Origin of the sequence: Blautia hydrogenotrophica DSM 10507 (assembly GCF_034356035.1) — a bacterium.
GTDB lineage: Bacteria > Bacillota > Clostridia > Lachnospirales > Lachnospiraceae > Blautia_A > Blautia_A hydrogenotrophica.
Window position 1 is genome coordinate 2,930,436 of record NZ_CP136423.1, and the last position, 20,368, is coordinate 2,950,803.

The 20,368-nt window shown below is 43.8% G+C and carries 21 protein-coding genes and 1 pseudogene; 4 read left to right on the forward strand and 18 right to left on the reverse strand.

Annotated elements, in window-relative coordinates; genetic code table 11:
• Positions 1-38: 38 nt before the first annotated feature.
• Entirely contained in the window at positions 39-767 is a 729-nt protein-coding gene (locus BLHYD_RS14055) for a hypothetical protein (RefSeq protein WP_005951381.1), read from the forward strand.
• Positions 768-903: 136 nt separating this feature from the next.
• Here the strand turns inward: BLHYD_RS14055 and BLHYD_RS14060 are convergent, their stop codons facing one another.
• From BLHYD_RS14060 to BLHYD_RS14125, 15 genes and pseudogenes are all read right to left on the reverse strand, one after another.
• Positions 904-1,707 (reverse strand): Cof-type HAD-IIB family hydrolase, encoded by an 804-nt coding sequence (locus tag BLHYD_RS14060; protein WP_005951379.1) that lies wholly within the window; start codon positions 1,705-1,707, stop codon positions 904-906.
• A 134-nt stretch (positions 1,708-1,841) separates the two neighbouring features.
• Entirely contained in the window at positions 1,842-3,353 is a 1,512-nt protein-coding gene (locus BLHYD_RS14065) for a GH25 family lysozyme (RefSeq protein WP_005951377.1), read from the reverse strand.
• Between the two features lie 162 nt (positions 3,354-3,515).
• Complete coding sequence (locus BLHYD_RS17540) at positions 3,516-3,704, reverse strand: Na+/H+ antiporter NhaC family protein (protein WP_369124194.1); 189 nt, start codon at positions 3,702-3,704, stop codon at positions 3,516-3,518.
• 58 nt (positions 3,705-3,762) lie between these two features.
• Positions 3,763-4,059, reverse strand: a pseudogene (locus BLHYD_RS17545) (hypothetical protein); the annotation flags it as partial.
• Positions 4,041-4,325, reverse strand: a complete 285-nt coding sequence (locus BLHYD_RS14075; protein ID WP_005951373.1) for a hypothetical protein — start codon at positions 4,323-4,325, stop codon at positions 4,041-4,043. The pseudogene BLHYD_RS17545 and the gene BLHYD_RS14075, both read right to left, overlap by 19 nt.
• A 389-nt stretch (positions 4,326-4,714) precedes the next feature.
• Positions 4,715-5,902, reverse strand: coding sequence for an aminotransferase-like domain-containing protein (locus BLHYD_RS14080; RefSeq protein WP_005951369.1), 1,188 nt, complete (start codon positions 5,900-5,902; stop codon positions 4,715-4,717).
• Positions 5,903-5,915: 13 nt separating this feature from the next.
• Positions 5,916-7,184: a branched-chain amino acid transport system II carrier protein gene (brnQ, locus tag BLHYD_RS14085; RefSeq protein WP_005951367.1), complete on the reverse strand. Its 1,269-nt coding sequence runs from the start codon at positions 7,182-7,184 to the stop codon at positions 5,916-5,918.
• 27 nt (positions 7,185-7,211) lie between these two features.
• Entirely contained in the window at positions 7,212-8,513 is a 1,302-nt protein-coding gene (locus BLHYD_RS14090; protein WP_005951365.1) for an acetyl-CoA hydrolase/transferase family protein, read from the reverse strand.
• 15 nt (positions 8,514-8,528) lie between these two features.
• Positions 8,529-9,074, reverse strand: coding sequence for a 2-oxoacid:acceptor oxidoreductase family protein (locus tag BLHYD_RS14095; RefSeq protein ID WP_040350787.1), 546 nt, complete (start codon positions 9,072-9,074; stop codon positions 8,529-8,531).
• 5 nt (positions 9,075-9,079) lie between these two features.
• Complete coding sequence (locus BLHYD_RS14100) at positions 9,080-9,817, reverse strand: thiamine pyrophosphate-dependent enzyme (protein WP_021845019.1); 738 nt, start codon at positions 9,815-9,817, stop codon at positions 9,080-9,082.
• Between the two features lie 14 nt (positions 9,818-9,831).
• A complete protein-coding gene (gene vorB, locus BLHYD_RS14105; RefSeq protein WP_021845018.1) occupies positions 9,832-10,890 on the reverse strand; it encodes a 3-methyl-2-oxobutanoate dehydrogenase subunit VorB in 1,059 nt (352 codons plus the stop codon).
• 13 nt (positions 10,891-10,903) lie between these two features.
• On the reverse strand, positions 10,904-11,107 hold the full coding sequence (locus BLHYD_RS14110; protein ID WP_005951355.1) for a 4Fe-4S binding protein: 204 nt from the start codon (positions 11,105-11,107) through the stop codon (positions 10,904-10,906).
• A 186-nt stretch (positions 11,108-11,293) separates the two neighbouring features.
• Positions 11,294-11,902, reverse strand: coding sequence for a hypothetical protein (locus BLHYD_RS14115; RefSeq protein ID WP_148391251.1), 609 nt, complete (start codon positions 11,900-11,902; stop codon positions 11,294-11,296).
• Positions 11,903-12,187: 285 nt separating this feature from the next.
• Positions 12,188-12,658, reverse strand: a complete 471-nt coding sequence (locus BLHYD_RS14120) for an AAA-type ATPase lid domain-containing protein (protein ID WP_155799582.1) — start codon at positions 12,656-12,658, stop codon at positions 12,188-12,190.
• Complete coding sequence (locus BLHYD_RS14125; protein WP_005951348.1) at positions 12,591-14,099, reverse strand: sigma 54-interacting transcriptional regulator; 1,509 nt, start codon at positions 14,097-14,099, stop codon at positions 12,591-12,593. Before BLHYD_RS14125 ends, BLHYD_RS14120 begins: the two co-directional genes overlap by 68 nt.
• Positions 14,100-14,412: 313 nt before the next feature.
• On the opposite strand from BLHYD_RS14125, the gene rpoN reads away from it, so the two are divergent.
• The 3 genes from rpoN to BLHYD_RS17550 all read left to right on the forward strand — a co-directional run bounded on the left by rpoN (position 14,413) and on the right by BLHYD_RS17550 (position 17,598).
• Entirely contained in the window at positions 14,413-15,777 is a 1,365-nt protein-coding gene (gene rpoN, locus BLHYD_RS14130; RefSeq protein WP_005951346.1) for an RNA polymerase factor sigma-54, read from the forward strand.
• Between the two features lie 115 nt (positions 15,778-15,892).
• A complete protein-coding gene (rffA, locus tag BLHYD_RS14135; RefSeq protein ID WP_005951343.1) occupies positions 15,893-17,023 on the forward strand; it encodes a dTDP-4-amino-4,6-dideoxygalactose transaminase in 1,131 nt (376 codons plus the stop codon).
• Positions 17,024-17,136: 113 nt separating this feature from the next.
• The gene (locus BLHYD_RS17550; RefSeq protein WP_005951341.1) at positions 17,137-17,598 is read left to right on the forward strand and encodes a CBS domain-containing protein; all 462 of its coding nucleotides are present in this window, start codon (positions 17,137-17,139) and stop codon (positions 17,596-17,598) included.
• Positions 17,599-17,831: 233 nt separating this feature from the next.
• Here the strand turns inward: BLHYD_RS17550 and BLHYD_RS14145 are convergent, their stop codons facing one another.
• From BLHYD_RS14145 to BLHYD_RS14155, 3 genes are read right to left on the reverse strand one after another with little or no spacing between them, the layout of a single operon-like run.
• Positions 17,832-18,578, reverse strand: coding sequence for an amino acid ABC transporter ATP-binding protein (locus tag BLHYD_RS14145; RefSeq protein WP_005951337.1), 747 nt, complete (start codon positions 18,576-18,578; stop codon positions 17,832-17,834).
• On the reverse strand, positions 18,568-19,257 hold the full coding sequence (locus BLHYD_RS14150) for an amino acid ABC transporter permease (protein ID WP_005951335.1): 690 nt from the start codon (positions 19,255-19,257) through the stop codon (positions 18,568-18,570). The genes BLHYD_RS14145 and BLHYD_RS14150 overlap by 11 nt, the downstream gene beginning before the upstream one ends.
• Positions 19,258-19,297: 40 nt before the next feature.
• Complete coding sequence (locus tag BLHYD_RS14155) at positions 19,298-20,131, reverse strand: transporter substrate-binding domain-containing protein (RefSeq protein ID WP_005951333.1); 834 nt, start codon at positions 20,129-20,131, stop codon at positions 19,298-19,300.
• Between the last annotated feature and the right edge of the window lie 237 nt (positions 20,132-20,368).

The window sequence follows — 20,368 nt, forward strand, 5'->3', positions numbered from 1 at the left end:
CGCTGGAAACAAAACGTTTACATCGAGGAGGGATACCTATGAAAAGAAAAATTTTTCATTCTGCCATTCTAGTTTTTGTCTTATTGTTGGCAGGTTGCGTCCAGGAAACCTCTCCCTCAGAAGGTGAAGTTCTTTCCAAAATCTCTGAAAAAGACAGTACTCATACTTCCAGTTCAGCGGCGAACTCACCTACCCAAGACGACCAATCAATCCATGATTCCAGTTCCGAAGAAAATACCGAACAGCAAGAAGGACAACTGTACGGCGTCATCATAGACAGCAACGACGAACAGGTAACTGTCAGTGAGATCGGTCTAAATGGGGAAGGAGACATCTATTTATCTCAAAATGATCTGTCCCGGAATCCGTCAGCATACGAGACTGGTTCTGTCCTTCTGGTACAATTCGATGGCAGCATACAGGAATCCTATCCCGCTCAATTTGGCCAGGTTATCTCCGTCTCCGAATTAACTGAGGAGCAGCTCCTACATGCTAAAGAGGCACAATGGGCTGCTCCCGAAGAAGAGGGTACCGCAAGTACTTATGTAATTATCATGGAACCTAGAAAAAACACCGGTCTGCGCATCGGCCAGATACTCATGAGTCAAGGCGGCCCCAATGGAAATATTCTGATAAACGCTTCCGATTTCGGCGACTCCCTGACAGAATACCAAACTGGAGATCTGATTCGACTCAACTATCAGGGATCGAAATCCACATCCAATTCAAGAAGCATCGAAAAAGCTACAGCCATTCAAAAGTTCTAAACAATGGCCAAATTCTATCTGCCTCCCTGGGCTAAAACAATCTAACTCAAAGACAGCCCTGCACAAACTGCTTCAGAGGGGGCTGGCTTGGTGATTCTGTCCACCACCCTAGCTCCCTCAGAATCACCTGCCACGGCTACCTGAACAGTTCTTCCAAAGTGACAAGCACTCCGTCTTCTTCATTGGAAGGACATACATGCTTCGCCGCATTTTTCACATTCTCCGAAGCGTTATCCATGGCATAACTATAACCACAGTATTGAAGCATTTCTATGTCATTTCCTCCATCTCCAAAGGCAGCACATTGCTCTGGCAAAATACCCCAGCGTTTTGCAAGGCGCCTCAAACCGGAGGCCTTGTGACAACCCGGTACGATCAAGTCAATGGAACCATGCCCACTCGTTGTGGGTTCTAATCTGCCTTTGAGCTTTTTTCCTAATATCTCATAATAAAAATGTGTTTTGTCTTCCGGAACTGTCGGTGCAAACTTTAATATTTGATCATTTACCTGTTTAAAATCGTCCACCCATTTCAAGCGATGATAATAAATACTGGTAAGATCAAAGAATTCTTGGTTTACCCTTCCTCTCTCACAATATGCGCTCTCTACACCACACAATACATTCCGTATCTCAGGATATTCCCTACAGGTGTCAACAACAAAATCCACGGTCTCTTTCGGCATATCAGCAGCAAAAATAAGTTCTGTCTCAGCTTTTACAAAAGCCCCATTTTCTGCCACATAAGATAAATCATTATAATATCCGGGAAATAAGTCTCTTAACTGATAATACTGATTTCCGCTCGCTACGACAAAATGGCATCCGGCATTTTTCATGCGAGATAAAATACGCTGGAATCGTGGAATATCATATGTATAATCTGAACGGACAAACGTACCGTCAATATCAACAGCAACTAATTTAATATCATTCTCCATGTTATCTGAACTCCTAATCTGTATAACTTCACAACTACTGCTCCGCCAAATGAAGGCCGCCAAATGATTATGAACTGCCCTTGTCAAATAGACAAGGACAGTTCATAAAGAAAAATTCTCTCTTCTGTTTTTTGTTACTTTCTCACAGTACACACACCGTTCTTATCAAAGATATAGTTCTTCCCGCTCCAGTGCTCCGTGCGGTTGCGGTATTGCACACCTGATGTCTTGTGGAAGAAATACAATTTTCCGTCAATTCTCTGGAATCCGGTCAGCATTCTGCCGTATTGGCCGAATCCATAGTACTTACTTCCTATCTTCCTTATTCCATTTCTCACTACGCCGTGAGTCGTCGGCAGCGCATAGTATTTGCCGCCTTTATGTTTAAACCATCCAGTGACTGCCTTGTAATTAGAACCGAAATAATACGCTCTTTTTACCCCTTTATAGGTGGCCGAAATCAGCTGGTTCTTCACACGAACTCCATTTTCATCGGAATAATAAATAGTCTTTCCGCTAGAGGACACAAACAGTTTATTGGTATAAAGCATTCCGTCTACTTTGGAGAAATAGTAATACTTTTTCTGAATCGGAATCCAGCCAGTAGCAGCATAGCCAGTTCGGTAATAGAAATATCTCTTTTTTCCATTGATAGTCTGCCAGCCGTATTGACGTGCTCCGGTACCATCCACATAGTAAATCTTTCCGTTTACCTTAAACAGCTTATTCTTATATAGCGTTCCATGATCGTAATAATAGTATTTTCCATTTTGCTCCACCCAGCCATTTTTCACAGTTCCATCCGGGTCATACCCAGCCACCGGCTGCGTCCGAGGTGTAATCTTGCTCAGATAGTAGACATAGCCAAAATTCAAATCCACCGCGTTTTCTCTCGGTATACCACTGATCATCCCGGCTGTCGTAGGGCCTATAGAACTTCCATCCGTCGCCTGCCAGATGGTATAACGATAATCACTCTTGCTTGGTCCTGTGCTGTTGCTGTTATATTGGGCAATCCACACATCATAGCCTGCCAGCATACTCATATTGAACTCATTGTTATACCAATTGAGATTCGTATAAATCATCGGATAATAGCCGGCCCTCTTGATCTCCGACAGGAACGCATCCGCAATCTTGGACTTTGTGGACGGTGACAGATACTCAACTGTCGCATCTTCCATATCAAAAACCACCGGATAGGAAATCTTATGTCCCGTAATCATTTTGACTACATACTGGGCATCCTTCTTGGCTTGGGCCGTCGTCTTAGCTGTGGAATAGTAGTAGACTCCCACTGGTATTCCCGCCGCGTTAGCCCCTCTGATATTCGCTCTGTAGGTCTTGTCCTCCCTTTGATAACTTCCATTTCCATAGCCGCCCACCCGGATAAATGCATAGTCCACACCAGATTTTGCGACCTTGTCCCAGTCGATGTTTCCCTGCCATTCTGAGACATCGATTCCTCTGGTCTTAGCTCCGGGGATCACCTGTCCCTTTCCGTTGTAACATTTTCCTCCGCTTTTCTTCCATGCTTTGGAAGAGGCAGCCTGCACATCTTGGGCAGTCTGGGGCAAAGTGACGGAGGTGGCAAGCACAGCTGCCGCCAGTACTATGGATAGCACTCTTTTTACAAACTTTTTCATTTCTCCTCCAAACTCCTCTTTGTTACAATTTCATTACATTGTTTTAACTTTTTTATTATACAATGCTCTTTCCCTCGTGTGCAAGTGCAATTTTGAAAATTTAGGAAACCTTTTCTGCCCCCTACCTGACAATTATTCAGTCGATTCTGCAAGCCGAGCTTTCTATTTCTTAGGAGTCAACCGTTTCATTCTAATATTTAAATACGCAAACAGCGTCACCATAATCGGCGGTGTCCAACACATAAACGCATATGGCAGATACTCCGCCGCACTGACGGCAAGCATACCAACCATTACAATTCCACAAGTATTCCACGGAATGAGAGGGAAGGTAATTGCCGCACTCCTCATTCAAAATCTTTTCAACTAAAACACACAGAGTTCCCGTCGTTTCCAAAACGCCACCATAGGAAACTGCGCAGAAAATCAAAGCAGTCGTCTCTAACATGGAGGACATACCCCCTCTCGTTAGCAACGAATCTACGGATTCTACGCCCGCGGTTCCCATATATCTAATATGGATAGAAATCCGCTCCCTGCACCCCCTCCCACAGAGAGCTCCCACAAGAATCATCAGAAAAATATCGAGAATTGCAAGAATCCTAAAACCAATCATCCCTATCACCTTCAGCACAGGAAACATCAGCAAAGGACTAACCACAAAAGTATCCTCCAAGGTGGCAGTAATCACATAAATGAATTCCATCCCTGTGCCATTTTTCCTTGAATCCACGCGCCAATTACCATTCCCACCATGAACAGAATAATCACCGCCTGGAAAACAGAAACGATGGAATTCAGTATTTCCGTCTCCAATTCTTCCCAGGTCTGCTCCATCCGAATCGCAAGCAGAGAGGTAAGCACAATTACAGCGATAAAAGGAATGTGCACCTCCAACTCCAAAACGATCAGAGAAAAGGTTAAATTCCAATCAGAATCCCCAGCATCATCTACGATCTGCCCCTTGAACATACAGATTGACTTTCTCAGACAGGGATCGTCTTCAAACTTTTACATTATGCAAAGCCCTTTCTGCCCCATATAAATGTGATTTTACAAATTCTGAAAATTATCTCTTTTTACTTCTGCCAATATATTTTCACCCACACGCAGAAAACATCCGCCTTTCTGAGTATATAACACCGCACAATATTTTCAGAAAAACAAAAGCCATCCACGTCTCTTTGAATACTCTTTCTGACAGCGAAAAATCCACGAAATCTCGTACAAACATAGAGAAATCATGGATTTTTATTGTATACAAAATGTAAATAAACATAGCCTTCAGAAGAACCATATACCGACAGTTCCTCTGAAGGCTTTTGAGGTTGAAAAGTATTTCCTAATTTATGAGATGTATGTTATTTCATAATTTCGCGCAATACTTCGCCCATTCTCTTGATACCCTCTACAATTTTATCCTCCGACATGTTAGAGAAATTCAAACGGCATGTATTTTCATGACTACCCTGCGGATAAAACGCGCCGCCCGGAATGTACGCCACATTCCTCTCTACACATTCTTTCAATACCTCTCTTGCATCCATATGCTCCGGCAGTTCTACCCAAGTAAATAACCCGCCTTTGGGGTACGTGAATGTTACTTCAGCCGGAAATTCCTGTTTCATTGTGTCAAGCATCAACCGTCTCCTTGCCCCATACAATTTACGGATTTTTTCTACATGAGCATCCAAATCGTACAGTTCCATAAAACGGCTGATTTCCATCTGGGAAACCGTTGAAGGCTGTAAATCAGCTCCCTGCTTGACAAAGATATATCTCTGTAAAATATCCGGTGCCGCACAAATCCACCCAATTCTGTATCCCGGCGCTAAAATTTTAGAAAATGATCCCAAAAAGATGACTAAGCCTTTTTCATCCATAGATTTCAAAGAAGGGATACTCTCCCCTTCATAGCGCAGCTCACCATAAGGGTTATCCTCAATGACAGGAATATCGTACTTATTGATAATCTCCATAAACGCTTTTCTGCGCTCTAAAGACCAAGTACGTCCCGTTGGATTTTGGAAGTCTGGAATCACATAAATCATTTTGACTCTTTCCGTTGTTTCCAAAATTTTTTCTAATTCTGACGGAATCATACCATCCTCATCCGTAGGCACTTCCATGAATTTAGGCTGATATGCCTTGAACGCATTGAACGCTCCCATATACGACGGACTTTCAAACAGTACAACGTCCCCTTCGTCCAAGAAAAGTTTCGCGGAAAAATCCAATCCCTGCTGAGAGCCGTTTGTAATCAGGATCTGCTGTGGTACTGTATCAATGGCGTATTTTGCTTTCATACGCACGGCAATTTTTTCGCGCAGTGGGTCGAATCCCTCTGTCGTCGCGTACTGCATCGCCACCGCACCCGCTTCGTCTAGTACATGATTGGCAGCGTCTTTCATTTCTTGCACTGGGAACATCTCCGGCGCTGGAAGTCCTCCGGCAAAAGAAATCATGCCTGGTTTTAAAGTTAATTTGATGGCCTCCCGGATTTCGGAGCCTTTCATATTATCTACTCTTTTCGCAAACTGTACCCGCATATTAAATACCTCCTTATTCTACAAAACCTTTCTTCTTTGACGGTATAAAAAATCCAATGGCAGCGGCAATCGCTACCGGAACAAGCCAATTTAATCCAAAGGACGCCAACGGAAGCTTCTGCATGATAGGCACATTCGCTACCGTTAAAATACTGATTACAAGTGCCACATATGCCGCAAATCTGAACGTGTTATCGTTTTTAATTTTTTCCGTAAAGATAGAAAGCAGAACCATTGCTATGACAACCGGATAAATCACTGACAAAATCGGTCCCGAAAATTGAATGATTGTGCTTACACCGAAATTAGAAATCACAGCGCTGAACACGCAGAACCCAATGACAATCCATTCATATTTGACTTTATTGTTGCATACACCAACAAAGAACTGAGCGATTGCGGAAGTTGTTCCTATTGCAGTTGTCAAACATGCCAGCGCAATGATAATGCCAAGCAAAATTTGTCCGCCGTTTCCAAGCAAAGCGGAAGTAATCGCGACAACCAACGCAGTCTGGTCGATGCCTGCATCGTACTGTGTGGAAACAGTTGTCCCTACGATACACAAGCCGCCATATACAAGCGCCAGACAGATACCTGCGACAATGCCCGCTTTGCCTATCATAGAAACCTGATCTTTTTTATCTACATATCCTTTTCCGACCACAGATGCTATGACTAAAAGGGCAATAACCGTACCTCCAAACGCATCCATTGTCTGATAACCCTGTGTCAAACCGTAAGCAAATAAGTCTTCTACATACGGCTCCGGTCTCACTTCGCCAAGCGGCGTCAGAAACCCCTTGATAATCAGTATTGCCAATGCGATTAAGAGCGCCGGCGTTAAAAATTTCCCGACATTATCTACCACCTTAGACGGACGAATCGTCAATACTAATGTAATGGCAAAAAATATTACAGAAAAAACGATAGGATTTGCCTCTGGAAACAAAGGCTGTATAGAAATTTCAAATGTTGTTGCGCCTGTTCTTGGAATCGACATCAAAGGCCCGATACAGGCAAGCATCACGCATCCTACGATCGTAGAAAATTTTTCTCCAACTCTGGAAAGAACGCCGATTCCTTTTGTCTCGTATTTGCATGACACTACAACGGCCAGTATGCAAAGTACAACGTCTCCTACTAAGAAGCCGGCAAACGCAGTATACCATTCCTGTCCGGCCAATACTCCCAGATGCGGCGGGAATATCAAATTGCCAGCGCCGAAAAATGTTGCGAATACCGCAAAACCAATTATAATGATATCGAAATTTTTCTTGGACATAATCTCACCATCGCTTTCTTTTCCCTTTTACCAAAGCATCCATTTCTGCGCTGCCTCCCTTAGCTCATCCCGAAATTTGGGGTGTGCAATCGCAATAAGATTTTCAACCCTTTCTCTTACGTTTCTTCCTTTCAGTGCGGCAATCCCATATTCTGTCACAATATAATCAACACAATTTCTGGAAAGAGTAACCACTGTACCCGGTGTCAAATACGGCTGGATGGTTGAAATTGTTCCATTTTTTACAGTGGAATGCAAAGCGATGATAGAACGCCCATTTTTCGCATGGTTAGCACCTTGAGACATATCCGTCTGCCCGCCGCTTCCGCTGTAATGCCTGCTTCCGATGCCTTCCGAACCAACTTGACCAGTCAAATCCACCTGAATCGCCGTATTAATAGCTACCATATTATCGTTTTTTGCAATCACCGCAGGATTATTGACATATTCCGCAGGCAGCATCAGTATAGCGGGATTGTTGTCCAAACAATCGTAAAGATTTTGATCTCCAAAAGCAAATGTACCTACGGTCTTTCCTCTGTGTAGCGTTTTTTTCTTATTTGTTACAATGCCTTTCTGCATCAGTACCGCCATACCGCTGTTAATCATCTCTGTATGGATGCCCAAATCCTTTTTGTCGGCCAGCGCAAGGGCGATAGCGTCCGGGATGCTTCCAATACCAAGCTGAATGGTATCCCCATCATGTACGAGGCTAGCCACATATTTTCCGATTTCCTCATCCTCTTTTTCGATTTTGCTTAATGGAATGGTTGGTAGAGGGGTGTTTACCTCTACGATACGGTCAACATCCCGAATATGGATTTCCGTATCCCCATTGACTACCGGCAGATTAGGGTTAATTTCCAGAATGATTTTCTCCGCCTGATCCATATAGTGCCGATCAATCATATTGCATAAAGAGATTCTCATATATCCATGCTTATCCATCGGAGTCGCGGAACCGATATATACGTTCGGTCCGTCATGGGAATCTTTTCTTTTTGTCGCTTCATGCAGATTAACAGGGATATAGCTGCATCTCCCATTTTGATACAGCCTGCGGTTCGTTGAACCAAAGAAATAGGAATCCAGTGAAAATGTATCTTTGTACGCATCCTCAAAAAATGGATAATCCCCGTTTGCAAGAGAGTATAATATCCTGATCTTATGAATATCTTCCCTATCCTGCAACGTATGTAACTGGCCCAAAATTGTAAACGGCTCGTTTGCACAGTAACCGGGTGCAAGATAATCGCCGTCAGAAATAATTGCCAGCGCCTCGGCAACCGTTCCTTTCTTTTCGTTGTAAATCTTTTGATAATCTGTCATATATGACTCCTTTCTCTATACGGAAGTATTCTGTACCAGTGAAATACCCTTCTGTACCGCCGCTTCGTTCAACTCAATGAACTCCGGCTTTTTCCCCAACATGTGCTTGACGCTCTTGGACAGCTCTTCCTGCGTAAAAATGCCTGTTTTAGCAGTAAAAGCTCCCGCCATAATGATGTTGGCTACTTGCCTTGCCCCCATCTCTTTTGCCATTTCATCTATGGGGATAGATACTACTTCAAATTGTTCGGTCAAATCTGAAGTGTCGCACAGACTACCATTTGCAAAAAGGAGCCCGCCCTCTTTCAATCTTGGAAGAAACTTTTCTAAAGACGGCTGATTAAATACCATCAGCACATCTGCTTTCCCAACAATAGGAGATCCGACTTCTTCCTCTGACAAAATAACCGTACAGCTAGCGGTGCCGCCCCTTTGCTCCGGCCCATACTGCGGTAGGAACATAGCCTGCTTATGATTCGCGCACGCCGTATATCCCAACAGTTTTCCAGTTACCATAACGCCTTGCCCGCCAAAACCGGCTATAATCATCTTTAATTCCATCTTTTTCACTCCTTTTCTTTAAATACGCCCAAAGGAAATGTTTTCAATGTGTTTTCCTGCATCCACTGAATGGTTTTTTCCGCTGACATCCCCCAATTTGTCGGACAGTTGGACATCAGTTCAATAAAGGAGAAACCTTTGTTCTCCAACTGGTTCTGGAATCCTTTGCGCAGCGCTCTTTTTGCTTCCTTGATGTGCGCCGGCGTGTCCAGCCCGCATCTCGCGATAAAGACAGGCGCTTCCAACTGGGAGAGGATCTCGCACATCTTCATAGGATAACCTTCCCGCTCCGGTTTTCTGCCATCCTGCGCGGTCGTTGCTCTCTGGCCTATCAGCGTCGTAGGCGCCATCTGTCCGCCTGTCATACCGTAAATACTGTTGTTTACGAATATAGACGTAATATTTTCGCCGCGATTGGCTGCATGCATAATTTCAGAAAGACCGATTGCAGCCAAGTCGCCGTCTCCCTGATAGCTGTAAACAAACCGTTCCGGTGCACAGCGCTTGATTCCCGTCGCAACGGCAGGCGCTCTGCCATGCAGTGAAACGACAAGGTCGGTATCAAAATGGAACACGCCCATAGAAGAACAGCCGATTGGCAGTACAGATGTGGTGCGCTCTTGGATTCCAAATTCGTCTATCAGCTCGCAAATTAATCTCGTCGCAACGCCATGCAGGCAGCCTGGGCAGTAGCCCGTTGCTCTGGGATTCATAGAGTTTGGTCTTGTATAAATTTTTTCCATTATTTCCACCCCTCCTATTCCTTCACCATTTTTTCGACTTCTTCCACTACTTCTTCCGTCGTAAAGATCATGCCAGCTGACCGACCGTAGCAATGAATCGGGATTCTGCCCTCCAGCCCAATTTTCAAGTCCTCGACAAGCTGTGCGGGAATAGACATCTCCAGGCAAAGTACTTTTTTCACTTTCTTTTCATCTAATTTTTGTAAAGATACGTATGGGAACGGATAAAGCGTAATTGGCCTAACTAAACCGACTTTGATGCCTTCTTCTCTCAGCATTTTAATCGCGCTTTTCGCAATTCTCGCGCTGGTTCCATATGCTGCGATGACATATTCCGCATCCTCCAGCATATACTCTTCGCTCATATACTCTTCCTGCTCCCATTTTTTGTACATCTGTTCCATTTTTTTGTTATACAATTCCTGTTCCGCTTCTACCGGCAGCATGGAAGTAATGACTTTACGTTTCGGATTCAAATATTTCGTCGCAAAGAAATGTAAATCTTCTCTTTGCACATCCTTCATGGGAGGCAGTTCCACCTGCTCCATCATAGAACCGATGCAGCCGTCCGCGGAAATCAATACAGGAGCTTGGTATTCCATCGCCTTGTCAAACGCTTTGTATGTAAAGTCCACCGCTTCCTGTACTGTTGCCGGAGCGTAAACCAACATACGGAAACCGCCATGTCCAGACGCCTTTGTCGCCTGCAAATAATCCATCTGCGCCGCTTGAATAGAACCGACGCCAGGGCCTCCGCGCATGATATTCACGACAACTGCCGGAAGTTCCGCACCTGCCAAAGAGGACAGACCTTCAGATTTTAAGCTCAGTCCCGGGCCGGAGGAAGAGGTCATCGCTCTCGTTCCTGTATAGGCTGCACCACATACCATATTCACAGACGCAACCTCGCTCTCACCCTGTACGAATACACCACCGACCTGAGGCAAACGTTTTGACATATATTCCGGAATTTCATTCTGCGGCGTAATAGGATAGCCTGCAAAAAAACGGCATCCTGCACGCACAGCTGCTTCCGCAATCGCTTCATTTCCTTTCATAAACAATTTTTCCATCCGTAACCCCTCCTCACTTATATACTTCGATCGCACCTTCTGGACACATTGTCGCACACATCTTGCAGCCAATACATCCTTTCGTCTCATCCGCTTCTACTGCGTCATATCCCATTTTGTTTGTATATTTCCCCACAAACAAAACATGCTTTGGACATACGTTGACGCACAGTTTACAGCTTTTGCAGTAGTCTTTGTTAATCTCTACTTCTGCCATCTTTTTTCCTCCTTAAATATTTTTTCAAGACTCGCCCGCGAGTCTTGGCGCGGGATTCGGGTCGGCATTCGCCGACATCATTCACCTTAGAATCCCTGCGCATCCTCGCAAAGCGTTTATCAGATGGGGGATTGACACCCGCCGCTGATACTGATTTCTTGCTCACCGCCTATAGCGGCAGGAGTCTTACCCATCTGATAAAAATTGAATCTGCGGTTTAAAAGAATAAACCGGCAGTTTCCAATTTGAAAACAATGCCTCGTCTACCCAATTAGGAATCATCAGAGCTTCGATTTGATATCCGGTACCGGAGAGCATTTTTTCCAGCATTCTCTGACCGTTTATCACGTCTTCTTCCTGCGTAGACTTTCCCAAATTGGGATTGCTGATAATATGGACGTTTTGAATCCGTCCTGCATTTCGGATACGATCCATGAAAAACAATATGTTGTCTTGGCTGCCTGAAAAATTCCGATAAGGATTGATGAGATAAAATACAATACAATCCTCTGCGTTCAGCCACTGCGAAAACTGCCCCAGTACGACAGCGCCCGCTTCGTTTCCGCCAACGTCCAGTATCTTAATCGCATCTTTGTTTTCCAGTTTTTGTACCATTCCATGCGGGACCAGCGGCATATCCATAAAATGTTCTCCGCAACAGACTTGAATCCGCTCATTTTCAATCTGGTTTTTCCAGTCCCTACTGCGAAACATACCTTTTGTCTGATCCATATCTATCAGCCATATTGTTTTTCCCGTATATTCAAGTAATTTCTGTGCGAAAAAAATTGACATTTCCGATTTCCCGCTTCCTGATTCGCCTAGAAAAACGAAGGTCCGCTTCGACCTTAACAGTTGCCTTAACATGCCATCTCTCCTTTCTGTATATAGATAAAAGCAAATACCGTGCCAATTAATAAAAAAACAGAAAAAAGAACAATATAAACAAAAAAACCTTTGTACTTAAAAATATACAAGTCCATTTTTGTATATTTTGTACAAAGGTTTTTCGTTTTTTTCTTAACAAATCATCAGGATTGCTTTTTGACAATTGTAAAATGCATCGCATGCTGTTGCATTTTACAACATCTTTGAAATCTTTCGATATAATGTACTTCTGTCAATACCCAGACGAATCGCCGCCTTGGTCTGATTTCCCTCCTCTTCCTGAAGCGCCTGCTGAATCATCTTTTTCTCCATTTCCGCAAGCGTACATACTTCTCTTAAGCCTCCTGCGCTCTTGGCCGAATGGGATTTTCTTTCCATCTCTTCAAATATGAACGCTACGTCCTCCATTTTAATCGTGCCGTACTGTACGTTTAACACCATTTTTTCCAGTGTATTGCGCAGCTCCCTGATATTCCCGCGCCATGCGAACGTTTGCATTCTTTTTAATACGTCTTCCTCCAACGAAGAGACGTGCGTGTGCATTCTTTCATTGATCTGAGGCAAAAGCCCGCTCGCAATTATACCAATGTCTTCTTTACGTTCCCGCAAAGGCGGAATCGTAATATCCAAAATATTTAAGCGATAGTAAAGGTCCTCCCTCACCCCCCCTTAAAACCTCCTGATATAAGTCCCGATTGGTCGCAACAATGACCCTAACGTCAACAGAAATGACTTTATTGTCCCCAATCCGCATAATCTCTCTTTCTTGGAGCACCCGCAGCAATCTGGTCTGCATCGACAAATCCATTTCTCCGATTTCATCCAAAAAAAGCGTTCCCGTATGCGCCATTTCAAATAATCCGGCTTTTCCCTCTTTTTTCGCTCCAGTGAACGCACCGTCCACATAGCCGAATAATTCGCTTTCTAACAGCTGAGGCGGGAGCGCGGAACAGTTAATAGCGACAAATGGACGATTTCTCCTCAAACTGCAGTTATGAATGGCCTGTGCAAATAATTCTTTTCCAGTTCCGCTCTCACCTAAAATCAAAACTGTCGCGTCCGTTGTCGCATAGCGTTCCACTCGTTTTTTTAATTCGCGGATAATCTTACTTTTTCCCAGAATATCCTGGAGCGTATATTTCGCATGCATCCCCTTTTTGCTCAGCTTCATGCGGAGTAAGTATTCATCGTCCCGAATCTTCATTTCCCGTTTAAAAATCACAATCGTACCTGCCGAATCACCATATACTTCCAGCGGGATTTTCTGGATCAAAAAATACTCATCCCCTATTTTTTCTACTAAAGTGTCGCTGTGACCATCTCTCTCAGACAGCATCTGTCTTTGTATTTCGGCAAAAAAGTCCTCTATTTGGTTTTCTTCTTTTTCTTTTAATATCTGCTCGCCATAGGTATTCATCAAGACCGGATGGCCGCTCTCATCCAATACACAGATACCATCCTCAGAAAAAGATAAAATTTTCTCAAGCAGCTCGTTTTTCTTTTGCTGTTCGTAAGAAAACGTATACATTTCCAGCGCATTTTGAAGGCTGTTTTCAATGCTCTCCACACTAGACTCCACTACGACGTAGGGTATTCCGTAATCCTGAAAAAATACCTCCTCATAGCTGTGCCAAGCGCCGCCGACCACCACGTCGACCCCGTCCCGTTTAGCCGCAAGCAAGCCTTTTTCAAAATCCTCTACATTCTCAACTAAATAAATGTTTAAAGAGATATTTAAAATTTCTGCAACCTGTTTTGCAACCTTCACATAGGGCTCGCTTTCCACCACGCCCACGGTGTAGCCTTTTCCAGCCAGCGGATATAACGCACGAAACATATCTGCCGCGCCGATATGGATTTCAATGACTTTAAAAGGCAGATGGGCTCCTATTTGCTGGGCTAAAAAACCTCTTGTAATAATAACCTCTTTGCCTTTTTTCTGAAACTGCGCCACGTACTCGAATATTTTTGACATATCTTTTCCATAACGGTTATCCATGACTTCAATATCTATGTTTAGATGATGCTCCTTCAGTATTTTACGGTATTGTTTCATCAATTCCTGATAGGTGCAAATAATTAAAATATTATCTCCGAAGTTCATAACTGTTCTCCCCTGATATGATTCGCAATGGGTGGCTTCTATTCATCGGTCAAAAGTACCTTGTATCGACATTATTATATCATATAAAGTTTCATCTATACGTTAAAACTTTAGTTTCCTTCTCTTGCATTCATAGGTACTTACTTGACATTTTTATCAAGGGTCACTGACCTCTTGATACCCTAATTTTATTCATAATATAGACACCAGAAATAATTGTCAACTATCTTTACTTTCTGTCTTGTGGAATCGTTTTTTCTGTGATAAATTTTAGCTATCTATAATCCGTGTTGTACCAAAAGGAGAAAACTATATGAATTTTCACACATTTTTATCAACAGAACAACGGCAAACCCTGTCTGCCAACCAACTGCACTCACTGGAAATATTGGCCTGTACCAACCAGGAACTGGATAGCTTTCTGACCAAGGAATATCTCGAAAACCCCATGCTTGAAAGCTCTGTCAACAAAGAGAATAAACTGCTGGCCGACGTAGAATCTATTTATGAAAAAAACAAGTCTTATCGGGATTATTATTTAGAAGAGGATAGTTCCGTTGAAAAACGCAGAAGCGACATACCGGCAAAGCCCGACCTGCAATTCAAAAATCTTCTTCTCTATCAGCTTCACCAAAATGATTATTCCAACCGTCAATGGGCCTGTATGGAGTATCTGATCGACTGCCTGGATTCAGATGGATATTTTACTATGGAACTATCTGAGCTTTCCCATGCTTCAGCAGTCAGCGGCCTTCACTTCAAAACAGAAGAACTTCAGACAGCCCTCTCATGTCTCAAAACCCTCGAACCTGCCGGAATTTTCTCCCAGAGTTTATCCGAATGTCTTATTGCGCAATTAAAAAAGAAAGAAATCAAAGATGATACCTTATTCCTTCTGATAGAGGAACATTTGGAGGAGTTGATGAAGGGCCATCTGAGCACAATTTCCCGAAAGCTGAAGCTCCCTACCGTACAGATAAAAAGCTATCTGTATGAAATTAGCCTGCTCAATCCACGTCCTGTCATGAGCGCGGAAGACGATGAAATTAATTATATCCTACCGGATATCATTGTTACAAAATCCAACCAGCTCTGGGACATCTCCATAAATGACTCCTGGATGGGAAAATACAGTCTTAACAACTATTATATCGAAATGATGCAGAAAACGGAGGATGCCTGTCTACACCAATATTTCAAAGAAAAGCTAGAACGCGCACGTTTTATTTTAAACAGTATAGAGCAGCGGAAAGCTACTCTAATTCAGATCGTAAGTTTTTTATTGGATTATCAAAATGCTTATCTTGAGGGCGGCGGCTCACTAAAGCCTCTCAAACAAGAACAGCTCGCAGATGCTCTTGGAATCAGTGTCTCCACCGTAAGCCGTGCCGTACGCGGAAAATACCTCCAGTATAAAAAAACCATTTTAATAAAGTCCTTGTTTTCAGCCCCTGTCTCCTCCTGTAAAAAAGAAAATCAAATCTCTTCTTCCGCCGTCAAAGAAAAACTTTTTCAGTTGATTCAGCAGGAAGAGCAGGTGCTCAGCGACCAAAAACTGGCAGAACTGCTGGCAGACAGTGGTATTCAAATTTCCCGCAGAGCCGTCGCAAAATACCGGACGGAATTGGGAATTCCCGATTCTAGGGAACGCAGGCAGTTAAAATTTTTAACTTCTTAACCTTCCCTGCGGAGCGGAAAATCCCGTGATTCAATCTATCACAATCTCTGCGAATTTTGTCTTTTCCAATCATGTGCGCCTTGTCCGCCGGGACTATCTATGCTATAATACACTTATGATTGATTTTAATATTCCCCCTTATGTTGGGACCGAGCAAAAATACATACAGGAAGCAATCGCGAGCCGTAAGTTATGCGGTGACGGAAAATTCACACACAGATGTAGTGACTGGATGAAACAGCATTTCCAAGTCAATTTCTCATTTTTGACTACATCCTGTACTCATGCATTGGAGATGGCTGCTCTGCTGACTCAGGTAAAAGAAGGCGACGAAGTTATTATGCCTTCTTATACTTTTGTCTCCACGGCAGATGCCTTCGTGCAACGAGGTGCAAATATTGTGTACGTGGACATCCGGCCCGACACTATGAATCTGGACGAGCGTTTGATCGAGGACGCCATCACCGACAAGACCCGCGTGATTGTCCCTGTCCACTACGCCGGGGTAGCCTGCGAGATGGACACGATTCTAGATATCGCTCGCCGTCACAATCTCATGGTAGTAGAAGACGCTGCTCAAGGATTCGATTCCTATTACAAGGGAAAGTCCCTGGGTACTATTGGGGATTTCGGCTGTCTTAGCTTTCATGAAACCAAAAACCTCACCATGGGCGAGGGTGGAGCCCTTTTATTCCAGGACGGCCGCTGGCAGGAATCTGCCGAGATCATCCGTGAAAAAGGTACGAACCGAAGTAAATTTTTCCGTGGTCAAATCGACAAATATACCTGGGTAGATTATGGTTCTTCTTATCTTCCCAGTGATTTAAATGCTGCCTATCTGTGGGGACAGCTAGAGCAATCTGACAAAATCCAGCAAGACCGAATGGACAGTTGGAATTTCTACAATGAAGCTTTAAGACCACTGGCTGAGGCTGAGAAAATTCAGCAGCCTTTTGTACCTGACTATGCTGTGCACAACGCCCATATGTATTACCTGAAAGTGAAGGATTTACAGACTCGTACTCGCTTAATCCATTATTTAGGAGAACACGGTATTATGGCGGTATTCCACTATATTCCTTTGCACACCGCCCCTGCAGGTCAAAAATTTGGTCGTTTCCACGGTGAAGATCGTTACACTACGACAGAAAGTGAGAGGCTTGTGCGGCTCCCCATGTACTACGGACTGACTCGTCCTGACCAAGAAAAGATAGTCTCGACAATTGAGGCCTTCTTCCGCGAATGATAAGACAGCTGCGATTGCATTATTTTCAATATGCCCGCTTTTCCAAACATAGCAGGATAACATTCATGATATGGTTCATTATCAACAGCGAATATTGAAAAGAGGTAAGAATATTGAACATTTTATTTTTTTTGACTCCTAAAGAAGAAGTCGCATATATATACGAAAATGAGACCCTCCGTCAAACTCTTGAAAAAATGGAACACCGACGCTACTCCTGCATTCCCATCCTAAGTATGGACGGCAAATATATTGGAAGCATCTCAGAAGGCGATCTCTTGTGGGAAATCAAAAAAAGAGGCCCTCTGTCCTTACACGCAATGGAGGATATCTCTATTATGAGCATCCCCAGAGGACACCATTATAAGGCCATCCATGTGAACTCCAAAATGGAAAATCTGATTCACCGTTCCATGAATCAGAATTATGTCCCCGTAGTCGACGATCAAAACAAATTCATAGGAATCGTCACCCGTAAGGATATTATTGGATATTGCTACAAAAAGCTGACGGAGTGCTATAACAAAGGCTGTAAAGAAAACAGCACAGGCAATTCCACCTCGACTTCCAATTAGAGTTAGAACAAAGTGGGCGTGCCCACTTCAACTCCCCCTTCCCCTCAATCTTTGAGGGCGTATGCCACTTTGCGCACCGTTGCAAACCGCTTTGCGGTGAAATTCCATATTACGGCGTGCGCACCCTTGGCGGAGCGTTTATGTAATAGGAAATGGCTTTTGTGCACTAGCGTGACAAAGTCTTTCTTATTGTATAAGCAAAAATCCCGTTCCACACACGGAACGGGATTTTTTTACAGTATCTTCGATAAAAATTCCTGAAGTCTCAGATCTTTCGGATGGTCAAAAAATTCCTGAGGACTGTTCTCTTCCTTGATCTTTCCGCCATCCATGAACACAACCCTCGTGGCAACCTCTCTGGCAAACCCCATCTCATGGGTCACAACCACCATCGTCATTCCACTCCTAGCTAGATCTTTCATAATCTCCAAGACCTCTCCTACCATCTCCGGGTCCAGAGCTGACGTAGGCTCATCGAACAACATCACGTCCGGGTCCATCGCCAGGGAACGCACAATGGCAATTCTCTGTTTTTGTCCACCGGAAAGCTGTGAAGGATAGACGTTGGCTTTTTCTTCCAGCCCCACCATCTTCAGCAGCTCCATCGCTCTTTCCTCCGCTTCTTTAGGATTTTTTTTGAGAAGCTTGATTGGAGCCAAAGTGATATTTTGTAAAATCGTCTTATGAGGAAACAGATTAAAGTGCTGAAAAACCATCCCCATCTTTTGACGGTGTTTATTGATATCCACTTTCTTGTCTGTGATGTCTGTGTCCTCGAAATAGATTCTGCCGGAAGAAGGCACCTCCAATAGATTCAAAGATCTCAAAAATGTAGACTTTCCTGAACCAGAAGGTCCAACTACGACGACTACCTCTCCCCTGCGAATCTGAGTGGTAATTCCATTTAGCGCGTGAAGGCTGTCCCCAAAAACTTTATGTAGGTCCTCCACCCGGATTAACACTTCTCCCTTAGTGGTCACTGTTGCGCAGCCTCCTTTCCAGTAATGCTACCAGCTTGGTAAAAATCATAACCATGACCAGATAAATCAAGGCCACCGCAATCAGCGGCATAAAAGCATCGTAGGTACGGCTTCGTATAATATCTCCGCCCTTAGTCAAGTCCTGAAGAGCAATGTAGCCTGCGACCGAAGTCTCTTTCAGCAGTACGATAAACTCATTTCCCAGGGCAGGCAGAACATTCTTAAACGCCTGAGGCATGATGATATGCACCATCGTCTGCGCATAGTTAAAGCCTAGACTGCGCCCTGCCTCAAACTGTCCTTGATCAATGGACATAATGCCGGAGCGGAAAATCTCAGCGACATAAGCACCCGAGTTCATACCAAAAGCCATCACTGCCACGAAGACTTTACTCACGTCCATGCTGGCAAACACCACGAAATAGATAATCAAAAGCTGTACAACGACCGGTGTTCCCCTAATCACAGTAATGTAGATGTTACAGATGAAATTCAGAATTTTCAGCTTATGTGTCTTATCATAGGTAGATCGGACGATAGCCACGAAAAGGCCCAAAAGAATACCTATCAAAACAGCCAAGAAGGTGACTTCCAAGGTCACCTTCAAGCCGTCCGTAATATACTTCCAGCGATCATCCGTCACAAAATTCAGAATAAATCGTTCTTTTAATGCTTCCATGCGTTCTCCTATCCGTATACCCGGTTCTCAGTATCCCTCATCACTCTTTCACAATGATTACCTGGCGCGCGGTATAGTAAGTGTCTGAGAACAATACCTGCTGCTCTCTCTCCTCTGTGACTGTCATACCAGCTGCTCCAAAGTCTGCCTTTCCGCTTGTGACCGCTGGGATAATGGAATCAAACGCCATATCTTCAATCTTTAAATCCATTCCCAATTTGTCTGCAATCGCCTGAGCGAAATCCGCATCCAATCCAACGATGTCTTCTCCTTCATAGTATTCATACGGCGGAAACTCCGCGTTGGTAGCCATCACTAAGGTACCATTAGAGCGGTCCACATCCTCTGGAGACTCATAGTAATTTTCACCAGCCGAATCTCCTATATAAGAATTCGCAATCTGCTCAAAGGTTCCGTCATCCTTCAGCTCCTGAATCACATCGTTAAACTGGTCGCACAGCTCCTGGTTCTCTTTCTCAAAGCAAAGCGCGTACTCCTCCTCACTGTAAGCACCGTCCAGAATCTTCAGCCCTTCGCTCTGTTTTACAAACTCCTGAGCCGGCAGGTCATCAATAACCACTGCGTCGATCTTGCCCTGAGTCAGAGCCTGGACTGCCTCAAAGCCCTTGTTGTAACGCTCCACGCTCTCATCTCCGAACTCATCTGTCACTGCCAAGTCACCAGTAGTTCCCTGCTGAACGCCGATCTTCTTTCCTTCCAGATCGTCACGAGACTCGATTGCGGCTGTCTCTTCTGTTGTCTCCTCTTTCCCTGTTGTCTCCTTGCTGCTGTCATCACTGGAACTTCCACCACAGGCTGCCATGGACACAACACAGGCAGTCGCCAACAGTACACTCAATACTTTCTTTTTCATTGTTTTTCCTCCTCAACTTATAAATATTCATTTTCTTTGGCTAAATATACATTTTCACATGGATATCTAACATTGTACCATCTTTCCTTGAAAATACAAGTATAGATCTTGCATAATAAAAAAATTTTTTTTATAATCTTTTTAAAATATTTTGTCAAAAACTGATATTTTTTTCATTTTATTACGAATATATTATAGATGGAATTCCAGAGGCACTAAGTCACAACCATTCGTCTG

Coding starts and splice junctions, on each gene's coding strand:
- BLHYD_RS14110 (WP_005951355.1), bottom strand. CDS start 11,107: ATGGCAGAAGTAGAGATTAACAAAGACTACTGCAAAAGCTGTAAACTG.
- BLHYD_RS14055 (WP_005951381.1), top strand. CDS start 39: ATGAAAAGAAAAATTTTTCATTCTGCCATTCTAGTTTTTGTCTTATTG.
- rpoN (WP_005951346.1), top strand. CDS start 14,413: ATGAATTTTCACACATTTTTATCAACAGAACAACGGCAAACCCTGTCT.
- BLHYD_RS14125 (WP_005951348.1), bottom strand. CDS start 14,099: ATGAACTTCGGAGATAATATTTTAATTATTTGCACCTATCAGGAATTG.
- BLHYD_RS14080 (WP_005951369.1), bottom strand. CDS start 5,902: ATGCGGGTACAGTTTGCGAAAAGAGTAGATAATATGAAAGGCTCCGAA.
- vorB (WP_021845018.1), bottom strand. CDS start 10,890: ATGGAAAAATTGTTTATGAAAGGAAATGAAGCGATTGCGGAAGCAGCT.
- BLHYD_RS14090 (WP_005951365.1), bottom strand. CDS start 8,513: ATGACAGATTATCAAAAGATTTACAACGAAAAGAAAGGAACGGTTGCC.
- BLHYD_RS14150 (WP_005951335.1), bottom strand. CDS start 19,257: ATGGAAGCATTAAAAGAACGATTTATTCTGAATTTTGTGACGGATGAT.
- BLHYD_RS14115 (WP_148391251.1), bottom strand. CDS start 11,902: ATGTCAATTTTTTTCGCACAGAAATTACTTGAATATACGGGAAAAACA.
- BLHYD_RS14095 (WP_040350787.1), bottom strand. CDS start 9,074: ATGGAATTAAAGATGATTATAGCCGGTTTTGGCGGGCAAGGCGTTATG.
- BLHYD_RS14065 (WP_005951377.1), bottom strand. CDS start 3,353: ATGAAAAAGTTTGTAAAAAGAGTGCTATCCATAGTACTGGCGGCAGCT.
- rffA (WP_005951343.1), top strand. CDS start 15,893: ATGATTGATTTTAATATTCCCCCTTATGTTGGGACCGAGCAAAAATAC.
- BLHYD_RS14075 (WP_005951373.1), bottom strand. CDS start 4,325: ATGTTCAAGGGGCAGATCGTAGATGATGCTGGGGATTCTGATTGGAAT.
- BLHYD_RS14060 (WP_005951379.1), bottom strand. CDS start 1,707: ATGGAGAATGATATTAAATTAGTTGCTGTTGATATTGACGGTACGTTT.
- BLHYD_RS14100 (WP_021845019.1), bottom strand. CDS start 9,817: ATGGAAAAAATTTATACAAGACCAAACTCTATGAATCCCAGAGCAACG.
- brnQ (WP_005951367.1), bottom strand. CDS start 7,184: ATGTCCAAGAAAAATTTCGATATCATTATAATTGGTTTTGCGGTATTC.
- BLHYD_RS14155 (WP_005951333.1), bottom strand. CDS start 20,131: ATGAAAAAGAAAGTATTGAGTGTACTGTTGGCGACTGCCTGTGTTGTG.
- BLHYD_RS17540 (WP_369124194.1), bottom strand. CDS start 3,704: ATGAGGAGTGCGGCAATTACCTTCCCTCTCATTCCGTGGAATACTTGT.